Here is a 25,494-nt window from a genome sequence, read left to right on the forward strand (position 1 = left end):
GCTTCGATGGTTACGGTGTCCGTCCGTTGCAGAATGCGCGGTGCAGGGCGGCGATGATCTCGCGAACCTCCGGCCGGGCCAGCGCATAATAGATGTTCTTGCCGTCGCGGCGGGCCTCGACGAGATCGTCGGCCCGTAGCCGCGCCAGTTGCTGGGACACGGCCGGTTGCCGCAGGTTCAGCAATTGCTCCAGTTCCGAGACCGAGCGCTCGCCCTCGACCAGCAGGCAGAGGATGACGAGGCGCGCCTCGTGCCCGAGGGCTTTGAGCAGCTCGCTGGCATCGCGGGCATTGGCCAGCAACAGATCCAGGTCGAGGCTGCTTGGGGCCTCGACGCTCGTCACCGGTTGCGCCTGTTGCAACGGCATCATCTCACCCTTTTCCTCGCCGCCCGAAGCCCGTCACGGGGATCCGGGGAGCCGTTCGAGCAACCGCTCGGCCCGCCCCCAGAAGAAATCCTCACCCGGATAGCCCTCGATCCGGTCGAGCTCGGACCCGTCTTCGACGAGGACGAATGTCGGTGTGTAGCGGATCGGGCGCTTGAGTGTGAGTCCGGGAGGAAGGCCTGCGTCGAGATCGACACGGCGCAACGGCGCCCGCTTCCCGACATCCGTCTTCGGGTAGATCGGTCCGATCTCCTTGTCCCAGGCCTTGCACCACGGGCAGCCGCGCCGCTCGAACTTGATCAGCTCCGCGGCCTCAACGATGCCGGGCCATAGGGCGAACCCCCACGCCCCCGCCATGACGGCTCGCCTCGTTCCCCGCATCGGTCTTCCCAAGCCCAGGACCACTGATCCTGATATAGCAAAAGACGAATGTGTTCGAGGGGCATCGGCGCAGCCGCCGGGATCGTGATCGCCCTCGGCGCGGAGCCGCCGTCGTCCGCGCGGCTTCAATGGCAGCCGGATGTCAGGAGGACTGGATTGCCAGGGGCAGGACAATCGCTCTACACATGCAGAAACTAGAATATTTGGAGGGGACGCCATGTCGACCCGGCGCCGGTTCCTGGCGGGTGCCCTCGCGCTCGGCCTGCCCTCCAGGGCCATGGCCCAAGCGATCCAGGGCGATGACGGCCTCTACCGAGAGCCCTGGTTCCTCGAAAGCTTCCTCGATCTCCCCGACGATCTGAAGTCCGCGCGGGAGCACGGCAAGCGCCTCGCCATCCTGTGGGAGCTGAAGGGCTGTCCCTTCTGCAAACAGATCCACCTCGTGAACTTCGCAGATCCGGCGACGAGCGCCTTCATCCGCGAGCGTTTCGAGATCCTGCAACTGAACTTCATCGGTTCGCGAGAGGTCACCGATTTCGACGGTCAGATCCTTCCCGAGAAGGCTTTCGCGGAGAAGTACGGCATCCGGTCCACGCCGACCATTCAGTTCTTTCCGGTGGAGGAGACGGCACTCGCGGGCAAGACGCCCCAGCAGCGCGAGGTCCTGCGAGTGCGGGGCTACGTGCCGCCGGAGGAGTTCCGCCGGACTTTCGCCTTCGTGGCCGAGCGTGCCGACGAGCGGACGACCCTGCAGGATTACCTCCGCTCGCCGGAGGCGGCGCAGCGGGGCTGACAGTCCCGCCGCGATAGTCAGCGGCCTCGCAATTCCAGCTTGACTTGAGAGCGATCCAGGTCAAACTTGCAATAATTCGCATATGTCGATGGGTTTGCCCGCCGGCAGAGCGAGCGGTTCGAGACGACCGCACCCGCCGCAAAGACGGCGCACCGAGGAAACGCCAGATGCGCAGGCCGATCACAGCCTTTGCGCTCGCGGGGCTTTGCGTCCTCGCGACCGCCGCCGGAGCCGAGACGGCTTCCACCGGGCTCGCCCCGTTCAAGATCGTCGCTATCGATGGCAGCGACTCAATCCCCGAGCCGCTCACCGACAAGCCGGGGGATGCGGCGGCCGGCGCGAAGGTCGTCGTGAACCGGCGCCAGGGCAATTGCCTCGGCTGCCATCAGGTCTCGTCGCTCAAGGGCGAATCTTTCCACGGCGAGGTCGGGCCCTCCCTCGATGGCGTCGCGGGCCGGTGGGACGCGGCCCACCTGCGGATGATCGTCGTCAACCCGAAGCACGTCTTCACCGAGGCGACCGTGATGCCGGCCTTCTACCGGATCGACGGCCTCAACCGCGTGCGCGCCGAATTTCAGGGCAAGCCGATCCTGACCGCGCAGCAGGTCGAGGACGTCGTCGCCTACCTCACGACCTTGAAGTGATCTCGCGGGCTGAAGGAGCCGCTTGCCATGACCTCTGCCAAGATCCCCGCAATGAGCCGCCGCCAAGCCCTGGCCTTCGGCACCGGCGCCATGGTGGCCACCGCCTTCGCTTTCCGCGCCGGCCCGGCCCTCGCGGCGAAGCCCGCGACCGATGAGGCCATCAAGGCCTTCACCCGCGGCAAGGAGCCGGTGAAGGGCAGGGTCAAGCTCGAACTCCCCGAGATCGCCGAGAACGGCAACACGGTGCCGATGACGGTGAGCGTCGACGGGCCGATGACGGCGGAAAGCTACGTCGAGGAGGTGATGATCGTCGCCGAGGGCAATCCGAACCCCGGCGTCATCAGCTTCCACTTCACGCCGTCGAGTGTCGCGGAGGCGAACACCCGGATCCGTCTCGCAGAGACCCAGAACGTCATCGCGGTCGCCCGCATGAACGACGGCTCGGTGTTCAGCGACGTCCGCCAGGTGAAGGTCACCATCGGCGGCTGCGGCGGCTAACCCATACGCGACAGCATCGAACGAGGACGGGAGGACCACATGGCCGACGTGAAGCCGCGGATCAAACTGGACAAGAAGGAGGTCGCCAAGGGCGGCATCATCGAGGTGAAGACGCTCGTCTCCCACACGATGGAGTCCGGCCAGCGCAAGGACAAGGACGGGAAGACGATCCCGCGCAAGATCCTGAACAAGTTCACCTGTGACCTGAACGGCAAGACGATCTTCAGCGCCGATATCGAGAGCGCAGTCTCCGCCAATCCCTACTTCCAGTTCAAGATCAAGCCCGAAGAATCCGGAGCGCTGACTTTTACCTGGGTCGATGACGACGGGTCGAAGATCCAGGCCACCGAGCAGATCAAGGTCGCCTGACGCGCGCCCGGGGCCGTTCGCCCCGGAGCGCCTCTCCCCGCCGCGCCGGAGCCCTCACCATGGTCCGCCCAACTCTCGCCCTTACAGCGCTCGCGCTCGTCGCGTTGGCCGTCGCGCCGCACGCGCAGGACATGCCGTCGGCGCCCGCCGCGAAGGAGCCGTCCGAGCGCCCGGCGTGGCAGGCGCACGGCATGAAGCCCCAGAACCCGGATTCTCCGTTCGAGGAAGTCGTCTCGGGCCTGTATTTCCGTTCCAAGGAAACGCAGGAGATGCAGGCCGACGACTTCAACAATCCGGGCTTCCTCGCCGTCGAGCAGGGCGAGGAACTCTGGTCGAAGGTCGATGGCACGGCCGGCAAGTCCTGCGCGAGCTGCCACAACGAGGCCTCGACCTCGATGAAGGGCGTCGCGGCTGCCTATCCGAAGTGGAACGAGAAGCTCGGGAAGCCAATCAATCTGGAGCAGCGGATCAACATCTGCCGCAGCGGCGCCCTGAAGGCCGAGCCTTACGTCTTCGGCTCGCCCGAACTCACGGCCATGACCACCTACATCCGCAACCAGTCCCGGGGGATGCCGGTCGCCGTGAAGGTGGACGGGCCGATGACGCCCTGGTTCGAGCGCGGTAAATCGCTGTACTACCAGCGGAACGGCCAGCTCGATCTCGCCTGCGCGAGCTGCCACGAAAAGAACCACGGCAAGTATCTCCGGGCCGATTTCCTCAGCCAGGGGCAGAGCAACGGCTTCCCCGTCTACCGCCTACGCGACCAGCGGCTGGTGCCGCTGCACGAGCGCATGGAGGGCTGCATGCAGGACGTCCGGGCCACGCCGTTCAAGCCGCTCTCCGACGAGTTCCTCGCCCTGGAGACCTACGTCGCGTGGCGCGGCCTCGGCCTTCCGGTCGAGACGCCCGCCGTGCGCAACTGAGGGTCGGATCGTCCCATGACCTCACGCCGCGACTTCCTGCAGATCGCCGCCGCCACCGCGGCCCTGGTGCCGACGGGCTGGACCCGCGCCTTCGCCCAGCAGCGCCTGACCCAGGACGACCTCCTGGCCTTCGAGCCGATGGGCAACGTCACCCTGGTCCATCTGACCGACATCCACGCGCAGTTGCGGCCCGTGCTGTTCCGCGAGCCCTCGACCAATCTCGGGGTGGGCGAGGCGCGCGGTCAGGTCCCCCACGTCACCGGACGCGCCTACCTCGACCTCTACGGCATCCCCGGCGGCTCGCCGCTGGCCTATGCGCTGACGCCGGAGGACTACGTCGCACTCGCCCGCAGCTACGGCCGGATGGGCGGCCTCGACCGGATCGCCACGGTGCTCGACGCGATCCGCGCCGAGCGCGGCGACAAGGTGCTGTTCCTCGACGGCGGCGACACTTGGCAGAACAGCTACACCTCGATGGTGAGCAAGGGCCAGGACATGGTCGACTGCATGGCGCTCATGAAGCCCGACGCCATGACCGGCCACTGGGAGTTCACCCTCGGCACCGAGCGGGTGAAGGAGATCGTGGACGGGCTCGGCTGCCCGTTCCTCGGCCAGAACGTCCGCGACGCCGAGTGGAACGAGCCGGCTTTCGAATCCACGAAGATGTTCGAGCGCGGCGGCGCGAAGGTCGCGGTGATCGGGCAAGCCTTCCCCTACACGCCCATCGCCAACCCGCGTTGGATGATTCCGAACTGGTCCTTCGGCATTCGTGAGGAGGATGTCCAGGCGAGCGTCGACAAGGCCCGGAAAGAGGGCGCCGACCTTGTCGTGCTGCTCTCCCACAACGGCTTCGACGTCGACCGCAAACTCGCCTCGCGAGTTAAGGGAATCGACGTCGTCCTGACCGGCCACACGCACGATGCGCTGCCGCAGGCGGTGAAAATCGGCAACACCCTGCTCATCGCCTCGGGCAGCCACGGCAAGTTCCTCACCCGTGTCGACCTCGACGTGCGGGACGGCGCCGTGAAGGGCTACCGCTCGAAGCTCATCCCGATCTTCTCCGATGTCATCGCCCCGCAGAAGGCGATGGCGGCCAAGATCCAGGCGATCCGTGCACCCCACGAGACGATGCTGAGCCAGGAACTCGGGCGGACCGAGGCCTTGCTCTACCGGCGCGGCAACTTCAACGGCACCCTCGATGACCTGATTTGCGATGCGCTCCTGTCCGAGCGCGAGGCCGACATCGCCCTCTCGCCCGGCTTCCGCTGGGGCACGACCCTCCTGCCCGGACAAGCGATCACCCACGAGGACGTCTACAACGCCACCGCCATCACCTACCCGGCGGCCTACCGGATGCCCATGACCGGCGCCCGGCTAAAGGAGGTGCTGGAGGACGTGGCCGACAACCTCTTCAACGCAGACCCGTACTACCAGCAGGGGGGCGACATGGTTCGGGTGGGGGGCGTGTCCTACGCCATCGACGTCGCCCGTCCGGCCGGCAGCCGCATCTCCGACCTCGCCCTGCTGCGCACCGGCAAACCCATCGAGGCCGGCAGTAGCTACACCGTGGCAGGCTGGGCGAGCGTCAACGAGGGGACCGAGGGTCCGCCGATCTGGGACGTCGTCGCCTCGCACATCAAGGCCAAGAAGACGGTGAACCCGACGCCCGCGCAGGTCACCGTCCGTGGCGCCTAGTAGTCTTCAAGATATTCACACATTGCCATACTTGAAACAGTTCGGAGAGACCGATGTCTGAACCGAAGCCGCGCCCCGATCCGTCCGGGCCGACCTCCCGCCGATCCTTCCTGCGCACCGGCCTCGCCTTGGGCGGAGCGGTCGGCGCCGGGGTGGGAACCGGCGCTTTCGCGGGCCGTGCGGCCGCCGCCGCGCCGGAGGCCAAGAACCTGCCGCCGAACGTGCCGGAATGGTCGCAATCCCTCGGTGACGGTGTCGTGAGCCGGCCCTATGGCCGCCCCTCGAAGTTCGAGGCGGACGTGATCCGCCGCGACGTTGAATGGCTGACCGCCTCTCGCCAGAGCTCGGTGAGCTTCACGCCGCTGCACCAGCTTGAGGGGATCATCACCCCCAACGGCCTCGGCTTCGAGCGCCACCATGGCGGCATCGCCGAGATCGACCCGGCCGAGCACCGGTTGATGATCCACGGCCTCGTTGAGAAGCCGCTGATGCTGACGCTGGAGGACATCAAGCGCTTCCCCCGCGTCAACCGGATCGCCTTCCTCGAATGCGCGGCCAATTCCGGCATGGAGTGGAAGGGTGCGCAGCTCAACGGCTGCCAGTTCACCCACGGCATGATCCACTGCGTCATGTACACGGGCGTGTCGCTCAAGCGCCTCCTCGAAGAGGCGGGTCTCAAGACGAGCGCCAAGTGGCTGCTGCCGGAGGGGGCGGACGCCGCGGCGATGACCCGCTCGGTGCCGATCGAGAAGGCGCTAGACGACGCCATCGTCGCCTACGCCATGAACGGCGAGGCGCTCTATCCCGAGCACGGCTACCCGCTGCGCCTCGTCCTGCCCGGCTGGCAGGGCAATATGTGGGTGAAGTGGCTGCGCCGGATCAAGGTCGGCGACGAGCCCTGGCACACCCGCGAGGAGACCTCGAAGTACACGGCCCTCATGCCGGACGGACAGGCGCGGCGCTTCACATGGGCCATGGACGCGAAGTCCGTGATCACCAATCCAAGCCCGCAGGCGCCGATCCACGGCAAGGGCTTCACCGTGCTCTCGGGCCTCGCTTGGTCGGGACGCGGGGCGATCAAGGGCGTGGACGTCTCCCTCGATGGCGGCCGCAACTGGCGCGCCGCCCGCCTCGACGGTCCGGTCCTCGATAAGGCGCTGACGCGCTTTTATTACGAGTTCGACTGGAACGGTGAGCCGCTGCTGCTCCAGTCCCGCGCCAGGGACGAGACCGGCTATGTGCAGCCGACCAAGGCGGCTTTGCGCCAGCATCGCGGCCTGAACTCGATCTACCACAACAACGGCATCCAGACCTGGCACGTGCTGCCCAGCGGGGAGATCGAGAATGTCGAGGTCGCGTAACCTCATTCCGGCCGCGCTCGCAGCCGCCCTCCTGGCCGCGACGCCGGTGGCGGCCGAGCGCCTCAATATCGGCCGCGCGGCAACGCCCGAGGAAATCAAGGGCTGGGACATCGACGTGCGGCCGGACGGCCAGGGGCTTCCGGTCGGCAAGGGCACGGCGGCGCTGGGCGAGACCATATTCCAGGAGCGTTGCGCCAGCTGCCACGGCGAGTTCGGCGAAGGCGCGGGCCGGTGGCCGGAACTCGCGGGCGGATCCGGGACCTTGAAGTCGGAAAACCCGGTCAAGACCATCGGGTCCTACTGGCCCTATGTCTCGACGGTCTTCGACTTCGTGCACCGGGCGATGCCGTTCGGCGCGGCCCAGACCCTGACGCCGGATGAGACCTACTCGGTCACGGCCTATCTCCTCTATCTCAACGACATCCTGAAGGATCAGGATTTCGAGGTGAACGAGAAGAACCTCGCCAGCATCCGCCTGCCGAACGAGAAGAACTTCTTCATGGACGATCGCCAGACGGCGGAGAAGGAGTTCTGGACGGCCAAGCCCTGCATGACGAACTGCCTGCCCAAAGAGGCGACGATTACGAGCCATGCGCGCATCCTCGACGTGACGCCCGACAAGGCCCCCGACTCCGCGAAGAAGGCGCCGCCAGTCCAATGACGACTGGCGCCGCCGTCCCCGGATCGCGCTGCGACAGGCGTCTCTTCATGGCGGGACTCGCGGCGGGTCTCGCGGGCGCGTGGCCGACCGGCCGCGCGTCCGCCAACCCGGCGGCGGCGTTGACGGTCGGCGGCGCCTCCGTGGAGACGGCGAGCGACGGCACGCTGTCCTCCTCCCTCGCCTTCATGCTGCCCGATACGCCGCGCGACGAGATGCAGGCCGTCTTCAGGGCCGAGGGCCAGCGCGCGGAGGCCGCGCCGATCCCGACGAACGCGAGCCTCGTGCGGATCGGCTCTGAGATCATCCTGATCGATGCCGGCTCGGGCAACTCCTTCCAGCCGACGGCGGGCAAGCTCGGAGAGACATTGGAGAGCCGGAATATTTCGCGCGAGGCGATCACCCAGGTCGTGTTCACGCACGCGCATCCCGATCATCTCTGGGGCGCGATCGACGATTTCGACGACAGCGAACGGTTTCCCAATGCCCGCTACGTGGTGCCGGCGGCGGAATGGGATTTTTGGACCCGCGACGACGTCGAGACCCTGGTGCCCGACTGGCTGAAGGGTCTCTCCGTGGGCTCGCGACGGACCCTGCGCCGCCTTGAGGCGAAGGTGGAGCGCCGCAGGCCCGGCGAGAGCATCGCCCCCGGCCTCACTTACGTCGCGACGCCGGGGCATACACCCGGCCACGCCTCCGTACTCGTCGAAGCGGGACGGGATCAGGTACTGATCGGCGGAGATGCCCTGAGCCATGCAGTTCTGTCGTTCCGGCGTCCCGCCTGGGCGTTCGGAAGCGATCTCGACCGCGACCTCGCTTCCCGCACCCGCCTGACCCTGCTGGACCGGTTGGCGAACGAGCGGATGACGCTCGTTGGCTTTCATCTCCCGGGCTCGGGCGTCGGACATGTCGAGCGTGCCGGCGACAGCTATCGATTCCTGCAGACCTGACGAGACGGCTCCAAGAGGAGCGCGCGTCTCGGATCAGGATCGTTCGACAACGGAGGCGACGAGATGATGCTGTCGCGCAGGGGCGTGTCCGGATTGGCCGCGCTGCTGGCTGGGCTCGGAGCGAGCAGGGCCACGGCGGCTCCGGCAACCGGCCCGAAGACCCACCGGGTCGCGATGCAGGTCAGTTCCCGCGAGGGCGGCGTGTTCGATCTCGCCCTCAACAATGCGGTCAACCTCGCGCGCGAATACAGCGAGCAGGCCGAGGAACTGGAAGTCGAGATCGTCGCCTATGGCCCAGGCCTGCACATGCTGCGGGCCGACACATCGCCCGTGACGGCGAGGATCCATTCCATCAGCGAGAGCGTGCCGGGGATCGTCCTCTCGGCCTGCGGCAACACCATCAAGGCCATGGAGAAGGCCGAGGGGCATTCGCTGGAATTGCTGCCCCACGTCGGCATCGTTCCGGCGGGGGCGGTCCGTCTCGTGACCCTTCAGGAAGCAGGATGGAGCTACCTGCGCGTTTAACTGGGTCCGGTGGGGCGACGAACTCGTCTCAGCGGATGACGAGCGCCTCGATCCAGCGGGCGCCTGGAACAATGTCCGCACGGGCAGCCTGATCGAACGGGGGCACGGAGGGATCCTGAGGCGGGGCCGCGATGTCGTTGAGATCCACCGCCATCGGCCTTCCAACCAGCCCGTCCTCCGTTTTCTGAAGAGCGTAGTAGAGGCCGTTGCTCAACTTGGCTCCGTAGTCGGCCGGCGCCTTGTAGAGGAAGAGCAGGGCGTGCTCCAGCCACGCATAATCGCCCGGCCGGACCGTTCCCGGGTTCGCGTAGGGATAGGGAACGTGGCACTGGACCTCGGGCCCCTCGACGCATTTGAACTCGCGCATCGACAGGAAGAAGTCCTTGAACTTCGTCCGGTCGAGGGTGACGACGAACCGCGTGGCGTCCGGCCCTGGGGTGAACGTCACGGTGCCGATTGGAATGGACGTACCGTCGCGAGTGCGTAGCTCAAGCTGCTTCGTGCCGACCAATTCCCAAGCCTGCGCCGGACCTGCAATCCCGAGAAGGATGGCAGCGTAGAGCAGGCAGGTTCGAAGACGGTAGGGTCGCATGGGGCGGGCTTTGGAGGCAGACGCTATCGAGGTCACAGGCGGGTCGTCAGGTTGGTGAGCCAAGCCGGCGAAGCGTTGACCAGGACGGTCTCCGCGGCCTTGTCGTAGCCCGTGGCGATCATCAGGCCGGTGGCCACGAGGATGGCGCCCAGGGCGACCTTCAGCCCCTTGCCGAGCCCCATCATCCGGTCGCGCCAGCGTATCAGCAGCTCGCGGGACAGCGTGCCGAGGAGCAGGAGTGGCAGGGCGGCGCCGAGGCCGAACAGAAGCATCGTCGTTGCCACCGAACCCAGGTCTCGCCCCTGCGAGGCGAGGAGGGACGCGGCCCCGAGGGTCGGCCCGACGCAGGGGCTCCAGACCGCGCCGAGCAGCAAGCCCGACGCCGAACTGTCCCAGAAGCCCGGTGGTCGAGAAGCCACCGAACCGGCTCTCGGTCCAGTTGCTCACCGGGCCGGCGGCCACAGCAAGCCGGGTCTGGGCGGCCGGAACCATCAGGACGAGCCCGATCAGGACCAGCATGATGGCCGCCACGGTGCGGAAGACATCGGCGTCGAGGCCGAGGGCGAACCCTACGGTCGCTACGAACAGCCCGATGGCCACGAAGGACACCGCGAGGCCGGCGGCCAGGGCAGCGGGGCCGAGCCTGTGTTTCGATGCCGCCGCGCCCAGGACCAGCGGCAGCAAGGGCAACACGCAGGGCGACATCACCGAGAGGATGCCGGCGAGGAACGCGAGGCCGAACGTCGTGGCCATGGCCGACCTACAAAGCCTTCTCGACGGCGCCCTCGATCCACTCCGGCTGGGTGTCGCCGACCGAGCGCCCCGTCTCCTTCTCACCCTTGAAGGTGATCAGGGTGCTCTGCGTCGTCACACCGAACCGCTTCAGCACGTCTTTGCGGCTGTCGAAATCGACGTCGAACACCTGCAGGTCCTTGAACCGGGGTTGGGCTTCCAGCTTAGCGAGGATCGGCTTCTGCGACGCGCAGACGGTGCACCAGGGCGCGGTGACATGGACGAGGATCGGCTTGCCCGCCTTCTGGGCCGCCTCAAAGGCTTCAGGGGTGAAGACGGCCTCGGCGGCATTCGCAGCGGTACCGAACAGAAGGGGAGCGGCGGCCAGGGCGCCGAGCAGGAAGCGACGGGTGGTCATGGGCTGTCTGGGTCCTTGTGATGGGTCGAGGCTTACGGGCGGCTCAATTGGTTGCCTGGGTGACGGCGCGGTCGACGTTCACGCGCTCGGCCCAGTCCTTGGCCTCGGACTGACCCTTGAGGTCGATCAGCCGGGCACCGCTGACGTCGACGTTCTTAAAGTCTGCTCCTGTGACCGTGGCGCCGGTCAGGTTGGCCCCGGACAGGTCCGAGCCCATCAACACCACGTCGGTGAGATCAGCATCCTTCAAGTTGGCGTATTCGAGCCGCGACCGGCCGAGGTTGGCACCCTTCAGGTTGGCGCCGGAGAGGTTCACCGACACGAACACGGCCCGCATCAGGCCCATGGACTGGTTCTTGATGTCGGCGCCGCCCCTCAGGTCGACCAGTGTGGCGCCGCTCATGTTGGCGCCCTTGAAGTCGCCAATGGGCATGGACCGGCTGAGGTCCGCGCCGCTGAGGTTGGCGTCGCGGGCGGTGATGCCGAACATTTTCGTGTCCACGAGCTTGGCGCCGGACAGGTCGGCCTTCAGCAGCCATGCCTGTTCGAGGTTCGCGCCGCTGAGGTCGGCGCCGCGCAAATTGACCTTGTTCAGGCGGGCGGTCCGCAGGTTTGCGCCCCGGAGGTTCAGCCCGGAGAGGTCGAGGCCAGACAGGGACTTGTCGTGCAGGTCGACCGGCTTGCCGTCCGCGGCCTTGATCAGCGCCTCGACGTCGGCGCGGCTCATCTCGGCCTTGGTCATGGCAGGCGAGGACATGTCGGCCCCGAGCAGGAGGTCCTGTTCGGCCGCGGCGGGGCCGGCGGCGAGTACGGCGAGCATGAAGCTCAGGGCGAGGCGGCGCATCGGTTCACTCCCGGTGGGCGCCGCGCATGGCGGATGCCCTTATCGTGTTCTTTGTGATGCGATGCTATGCCGGGCCGCTGCACCCGGTCGGTGACCCAGGTCACACAAGTCCGGCGCGGCGGGAGAAAAACGCAACGCGAGCCGGACGATCAGCCCGTCGTCATGGCCGGGGGGACTACGCCGCCATGACGGATGCCCAGAAGGTCGAGCGATGGATCGACCGGTTTCCGCTCCTGCAGGCGCTCAGCCCAGCGCACCTCCAGATCGCCCGGGGAACTGTGCATTTTCCGGTACTGGACGCGGGCGCCATCGCCTACGAACTCGATGGCGAGTGCGCCAACTACCTGATGTGTCTGGAGGGCCGTACGCGCATCTTCCGGATGTCTGAAGGCGGGCGCGAGGTGCTGATCTACAAAGTCGGGCCGGGCGGCACCTGCGCCCTGACCACACAGTGCCTCCTCTCCGGCGGCAACTTTCCGGCGCAAAGCATCGCCGAGGAGCGGACCGAACTGGCGGCTCTGCCGGTGAGCACGTTCCAACACCTGATGGGCGAGAGCGCCGCGTTCCGCAGCTTCGTCATGGATGACTATACGCGGTTGATGTCCGGCCTATTCACGCTGATCGACGAGGTCGCGTTTGCCCCGCTCAAGCAGCGCCTCGCGCAACGGCTTCTGGCCGAGGCGGACCCGCGTGGGGTGGCCTCGGTAACCCATCAGAAGCTCGCGGATGACATCGGCAGCGTGCGCGAGGTCGTGAGCCGCATCCTGGGGCAATGGGCCGAGGCCGGCCTGATCGAGGTCCGGCGCGGCGCGGTCGAGATCGTCGACCGCCCAAACTTGGAGGCCGCCGGTCGCAAGTGACCTGCGGCCTGTCGGCTTGCCAGTCCCGATCAGGCTGGCTCGACGGTGCCGCCGGCCTTCGCCATCGCGGGGAAGCCGCCCGCGACATGGGCGACCGGTCCGAGGCCCATGTCGTTCAGGGTCTTGGCTGCCAGGGCCGAACGGTTGCCGGAGCCGCAGTAGAGCACCAGGCACTTGCCTTCGCCGAGCTCGGCCCGGTGGGTCGGGCTCGCGGGGTCGGCCTGGAACTCCAGGAAGCCGCGGGGCACGTGGACGGCGCCGGCGATCCTGCCGGTCTTGGCCAACTCCTCGCCCTCGCGCACGTCGACGAGCACCGAGCCCGGCTGGCCCAGGCGCGCCAGCGCCTCCGCGGCCGACAGGGTCTCCACCTCCCGGTTGGCCTGCGCCACCAGGTCCTTCGCGCTGATCGTGGTCATGGTCACCTCCGTCAATCGCCCCACGCCGCACCGTCGAGGGCGTCGAGGGGGATCTTCAGGTATCGGCGGCCGTTCGCCTCGGGCTCGGGCAGGCGCCCGCCGCGGATGTTCACCTGCAGGGAATGCAGGATGAGCTTCGGCATCGGCAGTTCGCGGTCGCGGGCCTCGCGCATCGCCACGAATGCGTCCTCGGTCGGTGTCTCGACGAGGTGCGGGTTCTCGCTCCGCTGCCGGGCGACCGTGCTCTCCCAGGCCGCCGCCCGGCCGCCCGGGCGGTAGTCGTGCCCGGTGAACAGCCGCGTGTCGTCCGGCAGGGCCATGATGCGCCGGATGCTGCGCCACAGCGCGTGCGCGTTGCCGCCGGGGAAGTCGGCCCGCGCCGAGCCGCTGTCGGGCATGAACAGGGTGTCGTGAATGAAGGCGGCGGCGCCGATCCGATAGGCGATGGAGGCCAGGGTGTGGCCCGGCGTGAACATCACCTCGACGTCGAGGTCGCCGATCCGGAAGCGCTCGCCGTCGGCGAAGAGCCGGGACCACTGCGAACCGTCCGTCCGGAACGTGTCCGGCAGGTTGTACAGCCCCTTCCAGAGCCGCTGCACGTCGATGACCTTCTCGCCGATGGCGGTCGGGACGCCCGTCCGGTCGTGGAGGTAACCTGCCGCCGAGAAGTGGTCGGCGTGCGGGTGCGTGTCGAGGATCCACTCCAACTCGTAGCCCTCCCGCTCGATATGGGCGAGCAGGGCATCGGCGGAGCGGGTCGCGGTCGCGCCGGACTTCGGGTCGAAGTCGAGGACCGGGTCGATGATCGCGCAGCGCTTCGTCGCGGGGTCCGCGACGACGTACTGGATGCTCCCGGTCGGCTCGTCGTGGAAGCCGGTCACGATGGGATGCCCGCGCAGGGCTCCGGCGGTCTGGTTCGACATGGATCTCCTCCTGTCCGGGATCAGGCGCTCAGGCCGAGGAGCGGCAGGGCCCCGCGGGCGACGACGCACAGGCCGACCAGGATGACGAGGCCGGCGAAGGTGACGGTCAGGGCGCGCTTGCGCCCGGCGAGGCGCTGGCCGAGCCTCGATCCGACGAGGCCCCCGAGCACGCCCCCCAGGATGAACAGCCCGGCGAGCGGCCAGTCGATCAGGCCGGAGGCGGCGTAGCTCGCTGCGGTCGCCGCCCCGAAGGCGCTGACCGCGACCAGCGAGGTGCCGATGGCCATGGGCAGCGGCATCGCCGTCGCCAGCATCAGGCCCGGCACGATCAGGAATCCCCCGCCGATGCCGAAGAAGCCGGAGAACAGGCCGACCGCGAGGCCGATGCCGAGCAGCCAGGGCAGGAGCACCGGCGCGCTGGCCTTGGTCAGGCGCACGTCCGGGTCGCCCTCGCCGCGTCGCTTGCGCAGCATCAGGCCGCCGACCACGAGCATGACGACCCCGAACAGGGCGAGCAGGCTCTTCCCGTCGACCGCCTTGGCGGCCGCCGAGCCGACGAGCGCGCCAAGGACCCCGGCGAGCGAGAACGCCGCCGCGCAACGCCACTTCACGTTCCCGGCCCGCCATTGCGGGACCAGGTTGCCCGCCGCGCTGACCGAGACCGCCAGGGCGCTGGTCCCGATGGCGACGTGGGGCGAGGACACGCCGACCACGTAGGTCAGCAGTGGGACCGCGAGGATCGAGCCGCCCCCGCCGACGAGGCCGAGGATCACGCCCACGACCCCGCCCGAGCCGGCGGCGAGGCCGGATGTGAGGGGGCCGGGCATCATGTGTCGGCTCCCAGCGCGGCGGTCGGCTTCAGGCGCGCCGCCGGTACCAGGCGGAACAGCAGCATGCCGGCGACCATCGCCGCCACGAAGGTCACGGCCTCGGCCGGGGCCAGCGTCAGGATGGTGAGGGCGGGCCCGGGGCAGAGGCCGGCCAAGCCCCATCCGAGGCCGAAGATCGCGGCCCCGGCGAACAGGCGTCCGTCGAGGTCGCGCCGGGTCGGGACGTCGAGCCTGGGCGCGAGCAAAGGCCGTCCGCGCCGCCTCGCCAAGCGGTAGCCGGCGGCCGAGATTGCGACGGCGCCCGCCATGACGAGGGCGAGGCTCGGGTCCCAGCGTCCGGTCACGTCGAGGAAGGCGAGGACCTTGGCCGGGTCGGCCATGCCCGAGACGAGGAGGCCGAGGCCGAACAGGAGGCCGACGGCGAAGGCGGAGGCGGTCTTGGCCATGGCTCAGGCTCCGACGAGATGGCGCATGACGAGGACGGTCAGGACGGCGACGGTCATGAAGATGCCGGTCGCGGCCAGCGAGCGGGGCGAGCCGCGGCCGATGCCGCAGACTCCGTGGCCGCTGGTGCAGCCTGAGCCGAGGCGCGCGCCGAACCCGACCAGCAGGCCCGCGAGGATCAGCAGCGGGAATGACGCCTCGACCGTCACCGGCGGAAGGCTGCCTTCCAGGCCGGCATAGGCGAGTGGTGCGAGGACGAGGCCTGCCACGAAGGCCGCCCGCCAAGCGGTCTCACGCGAGGGCGGGGCCAGGATGCCGCCGAGGATGCCGCTGATGCCGGCGATGCGTCCGTTGAGGATGAGCAGCAGCGAGGCGGACCCGCCGATCATCGCTCCGCCGAGAATTGCGCTGACGGGGGTGAAGCCTTCCATCTCAATCTGTCCCGGAGTGCGGTCCGGGGAGCGCCCGGTCCGGCCGCGGGGACCACTGCCCCACGCAAAACATTAGATGACACTCAATTAGCACTTTCTAATGTAATGACAAGTGGAAAGATGGTCCGGCGGACAAGCGCCTCAGAGTCAGGTGCGGCGGCACACGATCAGGTCTTCGCGGTCGATTGCCGAAGCGGTGTAAGGCCTCAGGGGTGGATGTATGCGAACCCCATGGCCTGCAGGCGCGCCAGTTCGGCGACGCCGCTCGGCACGAGGTCGTCCTCGCCGACGCCGTACAGGGTGGTGCGGTCTATCTTCCGCTCGCGCAGGGTGTTGGCGCAGACCAGGAACCGCACACCCATCCCCTTGAGGGCGTCGATGCGGCCGGCGAGTTCTTTGTCGTTCGCGGCCGACTGGAAGAGGCCGACGCCGTCACCGAGGCTCACCACGCGGATCTCGACATGCGCCTTGCCCACGGCCTCGACGTGGTTGCGCAGGTTGGCGAGCAGGCGCTTGAAGTAGGCTGCTTCGTCCGGACCGCTTCCGCCATTGTGGTAGACCACCTTCTGGTCGGCGTAGTAGCCGGCCGGCGCCTCCGAGCCGGCACGAACCGTTCCGATGCCCATCGTCGCGAGGACGACCGCCAGCGCCAGGCTCCTAAAGACCGTCGTCATCCGCCACTCCGTCGTCCGTCAGGGGTTCGGGCGCCTCCGAGGCGCCGCGGGATAGGTCGTCGAGGCGCGCACGGTCGAGGCTGCCGGTCGTCTCCGGCGCCGCCGGCCGCGCGGCCTGGGCGGTGCCGTGCGACCCAAGCACGACGACCTTCGTGCCCGTAGGTACGCGGCGGTGCAGGTCGATCACGTCCTGGTTGAGCATGCGGATGCACCCCGAGGACACCGCCTCGCCGATGCTCCAGGGCTCGGTGGTGCCGTGGATGCGGTAGAGCGTATCCTTGCCGTCCTTGAACAGGTAGAGCGCGCGGGCCCCGAGGGGATTGCGTGCGCCACCTGGCATCCCGCCGGCCCAGCGCCCGTTCCGCTCCGGGTCACGCCTGAGCATGTCGGGGGTCGGCGTCCAGCGCGGCCAGGACGCCTTGCGGGCGACAGTCGCCTCCCCGGTGAACTCGAAGCCGGCCTTGCCCACGCCGACCCCGTAGCGCATGGCCTTGCCGCCCTCCATGACGAGGTAGAGGAAGCGCCGATAGGGGTCGATCACCAGGGTGCCGGGCGGCTGTCGGGTCGGATAGTCCACGACCTGGCGGACGTTGCGGGCCCTGAGGTCGCGCGGCTCGACCGCATCGACCGGGAACGGCTCGTCCGTGATGGCCGCGTAGCGGCGGACGGCATCGGACGGGAGGCGCGCCCCCGCCCCGGCGACCGGGCCGGGGGCGCCCATCGAGGCCGAGCAGGCTCCGACCCCCGCGGCGAGCGCGAGGAGCGCCGTTAGGCGCATCACCCGCCGCATCACGAGCGGCCCTTGGCGCGTGCCTGGGCCACCGCCTGCTTGAAGCCGTCGTAGTCGAGGGCGGCCGCGACCTTGAGCGGGCCGATCAGGAAGACCGGCGTCCCCTGCAGGCCGAGGGCGTCCGCCTGGTCGAGGTTGCGCTGGAGCAGGGCGGCGATCTCGCCCTGGTGGGACGACCGGTCCGCCTCCAGCCGGGCCATGTCGACGCCCGAGGCGGAGACCGCCTCCAGCATCCGCTCCTTCGGGATCTTGCGGCCGGGGATGCCCATCAGCGCGCGATGCACGTCGTCGTAGCGGCCCTGGTACCGCGCCGCGAGGGCGAGCTGGGCGCCGTAGACGGAGGCGTCGCCGAGAATCGGCCAATCCTTGTGGACGAGGCGGATGCGCCCGTCCGACTTCACCAGCCGGAGAAGGTCGGGCTCGGCCTTCTTGCAGAAGGGGCAGTTGTAATCGAGGAAGGCGACGATGGTCAGGTCGCCCTTCGGGTTGCCCGAGACCGGCGCCTCCGGGTCATTGAGGATGGCGTTCGGGTCGATGCCCTGGGCGAAGGCCTCTTCCGTGTGCGGCGATAGCAGGGCGGGCGCGAGGGCGACGGCGGGGATTAGGGCGAGCAGGGTCCGGCGGTGCATGACGGTCTCCGTGGGTATGGGTGGCTCGGAAGAGGCAGTTCAGGCTCCGACGAGGGCGAGGCGGCGCTTCAGGTCCTCGACCGTGAGTTCGCCCTCGGTGCGGGCCTCCCGGACCTCGCCGCCGTCGGGACGCATCAGGATGAGGGTCGGCGGGCCGACCACCTCGAAGCGACGCATCAGGGCGCGGGTGGCGTCGTCGTCACGGGTGACGTCGGCCCGGATGACCGAGACGGCCTTGAGCCTCTCCCGGATGCCGGCGTCCGCCAGGACCGTCCGCTCGTTCGTCTTGCAGACGGTGCACCAGTCGGCGGCGAACTCGACAAGCACCGGCTTGCCCTCAGCTCGGGCCGCCAGGAGGGCCGCCTCGAAGGCGGTGAGCGTGGAGACCGTCCGCGCCTCGGCGATGTGGCCCGGATGCGACGGGGCGAGGCCGGCAAGCGGCCGCAGCGGGTCGTCCGCGCCCGTGGCAGCCCCGAGGAGGAGGAGGCCGCCATAGGCGACGGCGACCAGGCCCGCCGCGCGACCGGCGGGTGACGGGCGACCGTTCGTGGTCAGCACCGCGAGCGCCATGCCGGTGCCGATGGCGAGCGCCGCCCAAATCAGGAGGGACAACACGTCCGGCAGCAGGCGTGTCACGAGCGAGGCCGCGAGAGCCAGGAACACGAGGCCGAATACTTGCTTCGCCCGCACCAGCCAGGGGCCGGACCGGGGCAGGATGCCGGCGCCGAACGCGCCTACGAGCACCAGCGGCGCACCCATCCCGAGGCCGAGGGCGAAGAGGGCCAGCGCCCCGCGCAGGACATCCCCCGTCTGGGCGACGTAGAGCAGGGCGGCGGCAAGGGGCGGCGTCACGCAGGGCCCGACGACGAGGGCCGAGCTGAAGCCGAGGAACGCGGCCCCGGCGACCGACCCACCTTCCGCCGCCGGGGCGCCGGAGCGGTCCCGCCACCAGCGCGGTGCCTGCAGGTCGAAGAGGCCGAACATCGACACGGCGAGCGCGACGAAGGCGGTGGCCATCAGGCCGAGGGCGAGCGGGGTCTGGAGGGCGACCTGCAGGTTGCGGCCGAGCCACGCCGCCGCGACGCCGAGGCTGGCATAGGCCGCCGCCATGGCGAGGACGTAGCTTCCCGAAAGCGCCAGGCCCCGCCCCGGCGTGAGGTCCCGACCCGAGCGGACGATCATGCCCGACAGGATCGGCACCATCGGCAGCACGCAGGGGGTAAACGCCAGCAGGAGGCCGAGCCCGAACATGCCTGCCAGGACGCCGACGATGTTGCCGACGAGGAGGGCGGCCGGCCCGGCGGGGAAGACGTCCTGGCGGGGGGCGACGGCGACCGTCGCGTCTGCCGGCTCGGCGGCGGAGGCGGCTCCGCCGGCCGGTGATGCGCCGGCGCTCGCCAGGGAGGCGAGGTCGAGTCGCTTCGTGACCGGGGGGTAGCAGATGCCCCGCTCGGCGCAGCCCTGGTAGGTCACCCGGACCTCCCGCAGGCTGGCCAGCGCCGCGCCGGGCACGATGGCCTCCAAGGAGTCGTGGTAGACCTCGGTCGGCCCGAAGTTCGGGTCGTCCTTGGTCTGCGCGGGCGGCGTGCTGACGGGAAGCTCCGCGCCGGCACCGGCCTCGGCGCGGATCCTGTCCCGGTAGAGGTAGGTGCCGGGCGCGATGGTCCAGCGCAGGTGGAGCGAGAGGTTCGCGTCGCGGGTCGCGACGAGGGTGAAAGGCGTCTGCCGCGCGGGGGCGTCCTGGGACCATCCCGGCGACCAGGGCGCGGCGCCAGCCCAGACCAGGGCGGCGATGATGAGGTGGACGAGGGGTGTCGGCATGGGCGGGGTCCGGATCGGCCCGCCGCGGGTCCGAAACGCAGCTTAAGCCAGGCTTAAGCCAGGCCCGCAGGATGAGGGACGGTCAGGGGGAGACACGCATGCGCATCCTCGTCGTCGAGGACGATCCCATCCTCTCGGACGGGCTCAGGGCGGGGCTCGGCCTCGGCGGGGCGACGGTCGATTGCGTCGGGACCTGCGCCGATGCCGAGGCGGCGCTGGCCACGAGCGCGTTCTCGGCCATCGTGCTCGACCTGATGCTGCCCGACGGCTCCGGCCTCGACGTGCTGCGCGGCCTGCGCCGCCGGAAGGACCGCACGCCCGTCGTCCTGCTCACCGCCCTCGACGCGGTGGCCGACCGGATCGCCGGCCTCGACGGCGGCGCCGACGACTACCTCGGCAAGCCCTTCGACCTCGACGAACTCTCGGCCCGCATCCGCGCGGTGGTCCGGCGCGCCTCGGGGCGGGCCGCCGCGCTCCTAGAGCACGGCGGCATCCGGCTCGATCCCGGGAGCCTCTCTGTGACGGTCGACGACGTGCCGGTCGGCCTGTCCCGGCGCGAGGTCATGGTGCTGGCGGCGCTGATGGAACGCCCGGACGTGCTCCGTTCCAAGGCCGAGCTGGAGGAGCGCCTCTACGGTTGGCAGGAGGAGGTCGAGAGCAATGCCGTCGAGGTCCACGTGCACAACCTGCGCGCCAAGATCGGCAAGCACGCCATCGAGACGGTGCGCGGCCTCGGCTACCGGATGAGGGCGCCGGCATGACATCCCTGCGTGTCAGGCTCTTCGCGATCCTGCTCCTCGCGACTGGGCTGATCTGGCTCAGCGCGGTCGCCTGGATCTACCTCGGCTCGAAGCGCGAGGTGGAGCAGGTGCTGGACACCCGCCTGCAGGAGGCCGCGCGCATGGTCGGCTCCCTGGTGGGCGCGGTCGGCGGGACGACCCCCGCCGGGACGCCGGCTACCATCCCGGCGCCGACGGCTTACGAGCGGCAGCTGTCCTGCCAGATCTGGTCCCTGGACGGGCGCATGGTCGCGCGGTCGAGCGGGGCCCCGGAGCGGCGCCTGACCGACGCGCCGGCCGGCTTCTCCGAGCGCGAGGTCGACGGCGAGACGTGGCGGGTGTTCACCGTCGAGGACACCGAGAAGGGCCTGCGCGTCATGGTCGGCGACCGCCTGGGCCTGCGCGAGCGCCTCGTCACCGATCTCATCATGGGCCTCGTCACCCCCGCGCTGCTCGTCGTCCCGTTCCTCGGGATGCTGATCTGGGCAAGCCTGGGTCGGGGACTGCGCCCCTTGCGCCTGATGGCACGCGACCTCGCGGGCCGCGACGCCGACGACATGAGCGCCATCGACGCCGGCCGGGCACCCGCCGAGGTCCGGCCGTTGGCCGACGCCCTCAACGGGCTGTTCCTCAAGGTCGAGGCGGCCCGTCGGCATGAGCGGGAGGTGACGGCCTTCGCGGCGCACGAGCTGCGCACGCCATTGGCCGGACTGAAGACCCAGGCCCAGGTCGCCATGGCCACCACCGACCCGGACGTGGCGAGGGCGGCGCTGCGCCAGATCCTGGCGGCCGTGGACCGCACTACCCGCCTCGTCCGGCAATTGCTCGACGCGGCCCGGCTCGACGCCGCCGGGGAGGCGCCGGCCCTGGCGGAGGTCGACGTGGGCGCGCTGGTGGCCGAGACCATCGACGGGATGCGGGTGCCGCCGGGGGTTCGCACCCTGATCGACCCGGGGCTGCGCGGCTACACCCTGCGGGCCGATCCCGAGAGCCTGCGCCTGGCAGTCCGCAACCTGCACGAGAACGCCGTGCAGCACATGGAAGCCGGCACGGTGGAATGGCTCGCGCGTCCCGGTGGAGAGGGTATCCTCGTGCGCGACGAGGGGCCGGGGATTCCCGCCGAGGAACTGCCCCATGTGACCACGAGGTTCTTCCGCGGGCGCCACAAGAGCGCGACCGGGAGCGGTCTCGGCCTCGCCATCGCCGAGATCGCGTCCCGGAGGAGCGGATTGAGCCTGCGGCTGCGCAATCGGCCGGACCGCCCGGGGCTTGAGGCGGAGATCGTCCGCGCCTGATCCTGTCAGCCGAGTTCCGGGCAGAAGATGTCTTTGAGCGTCGCCAGCACGCGGGCGGCGCGGGGGTCCTCAAGCCGGTAATAGAGCGTCTGACTCTCGCGACGATAGGCGACGAGCCCGTCCTCGCGGAGCTTGGCGAGATGCTGGGACAGGGCCGATTGGCTTAGCTCCACCGCCTCGGCGAGGCTCGTCACGTCCATCTCACCGCGGGCGACGAGCAGGCACAGGATCATCAGGCGCTTCTCGTTGGCGAGGAGGCGGAGCAGACGTGCCGCGTCGCCGGCCTTGTCCTGAAGGCGCAGTAGTTCGTTCGGCGTGATGGCGTCCATCGGCCCCGCCCCAGAAACGGTCGTCCCAGCTTTTTTAGCTAACCCTAATATAGCTTATGCGCCCCGTATCACCAGATCGGCACTTGCCGGTGAGATTACCCGTCCGACTAGGGTCTCGAAGTGCGATGAAAGTCCTCCCCTGGGCATAGCGAAGCCCTTCCTCGTATGCTGCCGAAGAGCGGCCTTTCGAGACCATGGATTGGGCTCCTAGGGCAGCCACGAGGGGGCGTACTAACCGTGATGCACGCATCGCATCTGTTGAAGCAAAGCTCCACACCCTGGCAGATTGCCCTATTCACAAGCATGTTTCCCTAGATGCGCTTTTGTCGCACCCGGCTGGAGGGCACCTGAGGGCTGATCTCTTTGGATCGGACGGCCTGAATGATGCCGAGGGCGCCTTTTTAAAGTGAGAGGCCCTGGCGGGCCTCCCTGGTACCGTCTGGCTGGGTGATTTCCTCTCGCGCCAGGATCGAAGAAAGCGTTCTTTGTGGCGCGCTAAGCGCCTCTGGATATTAGCGAAAGCGCGGCGGACGATAGGGGTTCGCCGCGTCTTCGGGTCAGAGGTGCCCCGGGGCAGCGGTCCACCGCGAGAGCCCCATGCGAGAGCAGGACCATGAATCGGCGCAGGCACGCGCCTTGAGTTTCGTCTTCCAGGTGCCGAGCGACTTCATCGCCGCCGTCGGTCTGCCCAAGGCCCACACCAAGAAGCTCGGTCGCGCCACGGAGAGCATGCTCGCCGCGCTCGCCATCGCCGCGGACTGCGACAACCGCTGGATCAGCTACTCGCGGTCACGCGACTTCTACGCCGCCGCCGGTCGCTACGAAGGCACCGACTACACTTACGCCAGCGTCCTTGGCGCGGTGGCGACCCTGATCCAAATGGGCATGATCGAGGAGCGGCGGTCCAAGCCCGGCTCACACCTGAGCCACGGGCTCCAGTCTCGCATCCGCCCGTCCGACCGCCTCATCGACCTGATCGGCCACGCGCCGGTCTCGTACCTCGGCCGGCGCTCGCCCATCGTCATGAAGGGCGAGGACGGCAAGCTACTGGACTTCCAGGACACGGCCGAGACGGAGCGCCTCGTGGCGGAGGTCGCCGAGGTCAACGCGTTCCTCGCTGGCGTGCACGTCGAGGTCTCGCCCGACGCCTCGGATTCCGACTGGCGGCACACCCGGCACCACATACACGCCCGCAAGGTCCGCGATGGCCGGGAGACCTGGACTTGCGTCCAGCTAACGCCGACGCCCGAGGTCTACAGGGTCTATGGCCGAGGCTCATGGGACATGCACGGCCGCTGGTACGGGTGGTGGCAGAACCTACCCAAGGAGCGGCGCGCTGAGCTCCTCATAAACGGTGAGTTCGTCATCGAGCCGGATTTTGCGGCGCTGCATCCCACGCTGCTCTACGCCCTCCGCGGCCACGTGCTCCAGCACGACCCCTACGCCCTGCGTGGCTACGAGCGCTCCGTCGGCAAGGCCGTCCTGAACCGGGCCATCAACGCCAAGACCATCCCCCTGGCCATCGGTTCGCTCATGGAGAAGCGGCACGTCCTGAAGTCGGACGGAAGCCCGGAGTGGGTCTACGGGTACAAGGAGACCGCGCACATCGTCGAGAAGGTCCTGGATGCGAACCCGGCCATCCGGGACGACATCGGGTCTGACGCCGGTGTGCGGCTCATGGGCATCGACGCCGGCATGATGCACCGGGTCATGAAGGCATGCTCCGTGGCAGGCATCCCGGTCCTGCCCGTGCACGACTCGGTCATCGCCCCCAACTCGAAGGAGGGGCAGGTCACCGCCATCATGTCCGAGGTCCTGTCCGTGACCGTGTCGGAACTGTCGAAGATGGGGTCAGATGAGGTGTCGATAAAAAACGTCCGATATATGGGGGGCCGGGGTCGGATGGAGGTCTCCGTGGGGACCGTGCTGACCCCCAAGGCGGAGCCGGCGGCGCCCTCCTCCGGACCCGTGGCCTCCTCTTCCGAACCGGGGCTCTCCCCCTCCGGTACCGAGGTCCGCTTCCATCCTGTCGTGAGGCCTCTCCCGCCCCGTCCGGGTTCTCCCCGTCCCTCTGTCGTTGCCCCTCCTGCGGAGCCGGTGGCCTTCTCTCCGGCCCCTGTAGAGCCCCCTCCGCCTCCTGCGGTCGTGCCGGTGCCGGCCTTCCTCTTGGCCCTCCGGCCGGCGCCCGAGCCTGAACCGGCCCCTTCTCCCGAACCGCCCCCCTCCCTCGCACCCTCTCGCCCCCGTCCATCCCTCGCGTTCCTCGCGCGGTCCCTACCACCCGCTGATGCCCCCTCAGACCCCGCTCCGCTGAGGCCCGTCACGTACCCTCCCAGACACGCCCCTGTGTCCCTGGCCGTCGTAGATGATGGACGCCCTGAGGACGCTCCCGAGGTGCTTTTCCCGCCCGTCGAGAGGAAAGGCTTGCTAGGGCGGCTCGCAGCCCAAGCCCGGGCCATGCGCGACCCGGTCGGCGCCGCAGCCGCGGATGCGCGCATGGCGGAGCTCAAGGCGCTAGCCTCACGTCAGCGTGCCCGTGCTCATGCATCATAGGCGTTGTCTATTGCCGAGCACCCTGGCAATATGCTGGCAGGCTCTCGCGGGCTGACGATGCACCTCATCGTGAAGGCCTCCACCTCCGGGTGGGGGCCTTCTTCATTCAGGCCCATGCCGTTCCTCGGGGGTTGTCCGTTGCAGGGCCCGGCGGCCCGCTACAGGGCATGCGACCCGCCCTCGCCATAGCCTCCCTCGATGCCCTGCCGGACGCCATCGCATCATGGCGCCCGACCCTCATCGTCTCCATCGCATCCCCATCCCGGCCCATGGTTCGCCCATGGCCGGGGCCATGGCTGCCCATGACCCTCCATGACCGCGAGGCCATGGGGACCATGGGGACCGCCATGGTGACTGGCATGGTCCGCATGGGCCTTCCCCGCGCCGCCATTTCCCATGCCCGCCCCATCAGCCTGCCCATGCCGTCCCATGTCCTCGCCATGGTGGAGGCCATCAGGTCCCATGGGGCGACCCATGGGGACGAGATGGGCCGCCATCGGGATTCCATGGGCCACCATGGGCAGGTCCATGGGGAGCCATGGGTCAGCCCATGGGCCACGCATCCTCGTCCATTGCCATGCGGGCCTGGGGCGTAGCCCTGCCATGGCCATCGTCGCCCTCATGGTCATGGGCCTCGATGCCAAGGCCGCCGTCGAGGCCGTGGCTATGGCCGTGCCCGAGGCGTCCCCGAACAGGCTGGTGCTCCGCCATGCCGAGGCTATCCTCGGTGGGGCCATCGTCGTCCATGCGCAGTGTGCATGGCTCTACAGACGCGGGCCCTCGGGCGCACAGCGCGAGGTTCGGGCCGAGGTAGGCCCCATCGCGAGTCCCCCTTGGGAATGCGCTCCATAATAAAATCGCGACGTGCCGCTTTCGAGCCAAAGGATAAGGAAGCTGGCTCCATCCTGAGGAGAGCAGTACTGCCCTCGAGTGCGGCAGGAGTGACCCACGC

General features: G+C 68.9%; 30 protein-coding genes and 1 pseudogene. 14 read left to right on the forward strand and 17 right to left on the reverse strand.

Going from position 1 to position 25,494, the window contains the following annotated elements; all coding sequences use genetic code 11:
- Positions 1–10: 10 nt before the first annotated feature.
- Positions 11–367 carry an ArsR/SmtB family transcription factor gene (locus BLQ49_RS02045; protein ID WP_425283966.1) on the reverse strand — a complete coding sequence of 119 codons (357 nt, stop codon included), beginning with the start codon at positions 365–367 and terminating at the stop codon, positions 11–13.
- A gap of 33 nt (positions 368–400) precedes the next feature.
- A complete protein-coding gene (locus BLQ49_RS02050; protein WP_208858997.1) occupies positions 401–742 on the reverse strand; it encodes a thioredoxin domain-containing protein in 342 nt (113 codons plus the stop codon).
- Positions 743–983: 241 nt separating this feature from the next.
- Here BLQ49_RS02050 and BLQ49_RS02055 point away from each other — a divergent pair, with 241 nt between their 5' ends.
- From BLQ49_RS02055 to BLQ49_RS02100, 10 genes are all read left to right on the forward strand, one after another.
- Positions 984–1,559: a thioredoxin family protein gene (locus BLQ49_RS02055; protein ID WP_059407841.1), complete on the forward strand. Its 576-nt coding sequence runs from the start codon at positions 984–986 to the stop codon at positions 1,557–1,559.
- A 167-nt stretch (positions 1,560–1,726) separates the two neighbouring features.
- Positions 1,727–2,203: a sulfur oxidation c-type cytochrome SoxX gene (gene soxX, locus BLQ49_RS02060; protein ID WP_059407839.1), complete on the forward strand. Its 477-nt coding sequence runs from the start codon at positions 1,727–1,729 to the stop codon at positions 2,201–2,203.
- A 27-nt stretch (positions 2,204–2,230) separates the two neighbouring features.
- On the forward strand, positions 2,231–2,701 hold the full coding sequence (soxY, locus tag BLQ49_RS02065; protein ID WP_059407837.1) for a thiosulfate oxidation carrier protein SoxY: 471 nt from the start codon (positions 2,231–2,233) through the stop codon (positions 2,699–2,701).
- A 39-nt stretch (positions 2,702–2,740) separates the two neighbouring features.
- Positions 2,741–3,070 (forward strand): thiosulfate oxidation carrier complex protein SoxZ, encoded by a 330-nt coding sequence (soxZ, locus tag BLQ49_RS02070; RefSeq protein ID WP_010682137.1) that lies wholly within the window; start codon positions 2,741–2,743, stop codon positions 3,068–3,070.
- 59 nt (positions 3,071–3,129) lie between these two features.
- Complete coding sequence (gene soxA / locus BLQ49_RS02075; protein ID WP_091712871.1) at positions 3,130–3,993, forward strand: sulfur oxidation c-type cytochrome SoxA; 864 nt, start codon at positions 3,130–3,132, stop codon at positions 3,991–3,993.
- A gap of 15 nt (positions 3,994–4,008) precedes the next feature.
- Entirely contained in the window at positions 4,009–5,688 is a 1,680-nt protein-coding gene (gene soxB / locus BLQ49_RS02080) for a thiosulfohydrolase SoxB (protein WP_091712873.1), read from the forward strand.
- Positions 5,689–5,741: 53 nt separating this feature from the next.
- Complete coding sequence (gene soxC / locus BLQ49_RS02085; protein ID WP_091712875.1) at positions 5,742–7,049, forward strand: sulfite dehydrogenase; 1,308 nt, start codon at positions 5,742–5,744, stop codon at positions 7,047–7,049.
- Positions 7,033–7,710: a c-type cytochrome gene (locus tag BLQ49_RS02090; RefSeq protein WP_059407830.1), complete on the forward strand. Its 678-nt coding sequence runs from the start codon at positions 7,033–7,035 to the stop codon at positions 7,708–7,710. The genes soxC and BLQ49_RS02090 overlap by 17 nt, the downstream gene beginning before the upstream one ends.
- Positions 7,711–7,757: 47 nt before the next feature.
- Positions 7,758–8,657 (forward strand): MBL fold metallo-hydrolase, encoded by a 900-nt coding sequence (locus BLQ49_RS02095; RefSeq protein WP_244507390.1) that lies wholly within the window; start codon positions 7,758–7,760, stop codon positions 8,655–8,657.
- Positions 8,658–8,720: 63 nt separating this feature from the next.
- The gene (locus tag BLQ49_RS02100; protein ID WP_091712878.1) at positions 8,721–9,182 is read left to right on the forward strand and encodes a DsrE family protein; all 462 of its coding nucleotides are present in this window, start codon (positions 8,721–8,723) and stop codon (positions 9,180–9,182) included.
- 28 nt (positions 9,183–9,210) lie between these two features.
- Here the strand turns inward: BLQ49_RS02100 and BLQ49_RS02105 are convergent, their stop codons facing one another.
- From BLQ49_RS02105 to BLQ49_RS02120, 4 genes and pseudogenes are all read right to left on the reverse strand, one after another.
- Positions 9,211–9,630, reverse strand: a complete 420-nt coding sequence (locus BLQ49_RS02105) for a hypothetical protein (RefSeq protein WP_244507391.1) — start codon at positions 9,628–9,630, stop codon at positions 9,211–9,213.
- A gap of 176 nt (positions 9,631–9,806) precedes the next feature.
- A pseudogene (locus tag BLQ49_RS02110) lies at positions 9,807–10,527 on the reverse strand (cytochrome c biogenesis CcdA family protein).
- 7 nt (positions 10,528–10,534) lie between these two features.
- Positions 10,535–10,924 carry a thioredoxin family protein gene (locus tag BLQ49_RS02115; RefSeq protein ID WP_059407815.1) on the reverse strand — a complete coding sequence of 130 codons (390 nt, stop codon included), beginning with the start codon at positions 10,922–10,924 and terminating at the stop codon, positions 10,535–10,537.
- A gap of 43 nt (positions 10,925–10,967) precedes the next feature.
- Positions 10,968–11,768, reverse strand: coding sequence for a pentapeptide repeat-containing protein (locus tag BLQ49_RS02120; protein WP_091712879.1), 801 nt, complete (start codon positions 11,766–11,768; stop codon positions 10,968–10,970).
- 185 nt (positions 11,769–11,953) lie between these two features.
- Here BLQ49_RS02120 and BLQ49_RS02125 point away from each other — a divergent pair, with 185 nt between their 5' ends.
- The gene (locus BLQ49_RS02125) at positions 11,954–12,628 is read left to right on the forward strand and encodes a Crp/Fnr family transcriptional regulator (protein WP_059407811.1); all 675 of its coding nucleotides are present in this window, start codon (positions 11,954–11,956) and stop codon (positions 12,626–12,628) included.
- A 29-nt stretch (positions 12,629–12,657) separates the two neighbouring features.
- On the opposite strand, the gene BLQ49_RS02130 is transcribed toward BLQ49_RS02125, so the two are convergent.
- The 9 genes from BLQ49_RS02130 to dsbD form a co-directional block, all read right to left on the reverse strand.
- Positions 12,658–13,044: a rhodanese-like domain-containing protein gene (locus tag BLQ49_RS02130; protein ID WP_059407809.1), complete on the reverse strand. Its 387-nt coding sequence runs from the start codon at positions 13,042–13,044 to the stop codon at positions 12,658–12,660.
- A gap of 11 nt (positions 13,045–13,055) precedes the next feature.
- Positions 13,056–13,967: an MBL fold metallo-hydrolase gene (locus tag BLQ49_RS02135; protein ID WP_091712881.1), complete on the reverse strand. Its 912-nt coding sequence runs from the start codon at positions 13,965–13,967 to the stop codon at positions 13,056–13,058.
- 20 nt (positions 13,968–13,987) lie between these two features.
- The gene (locus BLQ49_RS02140; protein ID WP_208858998.1) at positions 13,988–14,797 is read right to left on the reverse strand and encodes a sulfite exporter TauE/SafE family protein; all 810 of its coding nucleotides are present in this window, start codon (positions 14,795–14,797) and stop codon (positions 13,988–13,990) included.
- Positions 14,794–15,243 (reverse strand): DUF6691 family protein, encoded by a 450-nt coding sequence (locus BLQ49_RS02145; protein WP_091712882.1) that lies wholly within the window; start codon positions 15,241–15,243, stop codon positions 14,794–14,796. Before BLQ49_RS02145 ends, BLQ49_RS02140 begins: the two co-directional genes overlap by 4 nt.
- A gap of 3 nt (positions 15,244–15,246) precedes the next feature.
- On the reverse strand, positions 15,247–15,672 hold the full coding sequence (locus BLQ49_RS02150; RefSeq protein ID WP_091712884.1) for a YeeE/YedE family protein: 426 nt from the start codon (positions 15,670–15,672) through the stop codon (positions 15,247–15,249).
- 206 nt (positions 15,673–15,878) lie between these two features.
- Positions 15,879–16,346, reverse strand: a complete 468-nt coding sequence (locus BLQ49_RS02155) for a DsrE family protein (protein ID WP_091712885.1) — start codon at positions 16,344–16,346, stop codon at positions 15,879–15,881.
- The gene (locus tag BLQ49_RS02160; RefSeq protein WP_091712887.1) at positions 16,330–17,136 is read right to left on the reverse strand and encodes a L,D-transpeptidase; all 807 of its coding nucleotides are present in this window, start codon (positions 17,134–17,136) and stop codon (positions 16,330–16,332) included. Before BLQ49_RS02160 ends, BLQ49_RS02155 begins: the two co-directional genes overlap by 17 nt.
- A complete protein-coding gene (locus BLQ49_RS02165) occupies positions 17,136–17,765 on the reverse strand; it encodes a DsbA family protein (RefSeq protein WP_091712888.1) in 630 nt (209 codons plus the stop codon). The genes BLQ49_RS02160 and BLQ49_RS02165 overlap by 1 nt, the downstream gene beginning before the upstream one ends.
- A gap of 39 nt (positions 17,766–17,804) precedes the next feature.
- Complete coding sequence (gene dsbD, locus BLQ49_RS02170; protein WP_091712890.1) at positions 17,805–19,586, reverse strand: protein-disulfide reductase DsbD; 1,782 nt, start codon at positions 19,584–19,586, stop codon at positions 17,805–17,807.
- Positions 19,587–19,684: 98 nt separating this feature from the next.
- Here dsbD and BLQ49_RS02175 point away from each other — a divergent pair, with 98 nt between their 5' ends.
- Together BLQ49_RS02175 and BLQ49_RS02180 are read left to right on the forward strand one after the other, a co-directional pair.
- Positions 19,685–20,347, forward strand: a complete 663-nt coding sequence (locus BLQ49_RS02175) for a response regulator (protein ID WP_091712891.1) — start codon at positions 19,685–19,687, stop codon at positions 20,345–20,347.
- Complete coding sequence (locus BLQ49_RS02180; RefSeq protein WP_091712893.1) at positions 20,344–21,660, forward strand: ATP-binding protein; 1,317 nt, start codon at positions 20,344–20,346, stop codon at positions 21,658–21,660. The genes BLQ49_RS02175 and BLQ49_RS02180 overlap by 4 nt, the downstream gene beginning before the upstream one ends.
- A 5-nt stretch (positions 21,661–21,665) precedes the next feature.
- Here BLQ49_RS02180 and BLQ49_RS02185 read toward each other — a convergent pair whose 3' ends face one another.
- Entirely contained in the window at positions 21,666–21,989 is a 324-nt protein-coding gene (locus BLQ49_RS02185) for an ArsR/SmtB family transcription factor (RefSeq protein ID WP_063111186.1), read from the reverse strand.
- Positions 21,990–22,586: 597 nt separating this feature from the next.
- Here BLQ49_RS02185 and BLQ49_RS02190 point away from each other — a divergent pair.
- On the forward strand, positions 22,587–24,542 hold the full coding sequence (locus BLQ49_RS02190; protein WP_091712894.1) for a hypothetical protein: 1,956 nt from the start codon (positions 22,587–22,589) through the stop codon (positions 24,540–24,542).
- A gap of 543 nt (positions 24,543–25,085) precedes the next feature.
- Here the strand turns inward: BLQ49_RS02190 and BLQ49_RS30090 are convergent.
- Positions 25,086–25,289 (reverse strand): hypothetical protein, encoded by a 204-nt coding sequence (locus tag BLQ49_RS30090; protein ID WP_244507392.1) that lies wholly within the window; start codon positions 25,287–25,289, stop codon positions 25,086–25,088.
- Positions 25,290–25,494: the final 205 nt, after the last annotated feature.

This window comes from Methylobacterium phyllostachyos (genome assembly GCF_900103445.1).
Lineage (GTDB): Bacteria > Pseudomonadota > Alphaproteobacteria > Rhizobiales > Beijerinckiaceae > Methylobacterium > Methylobacterium phyllostachyos.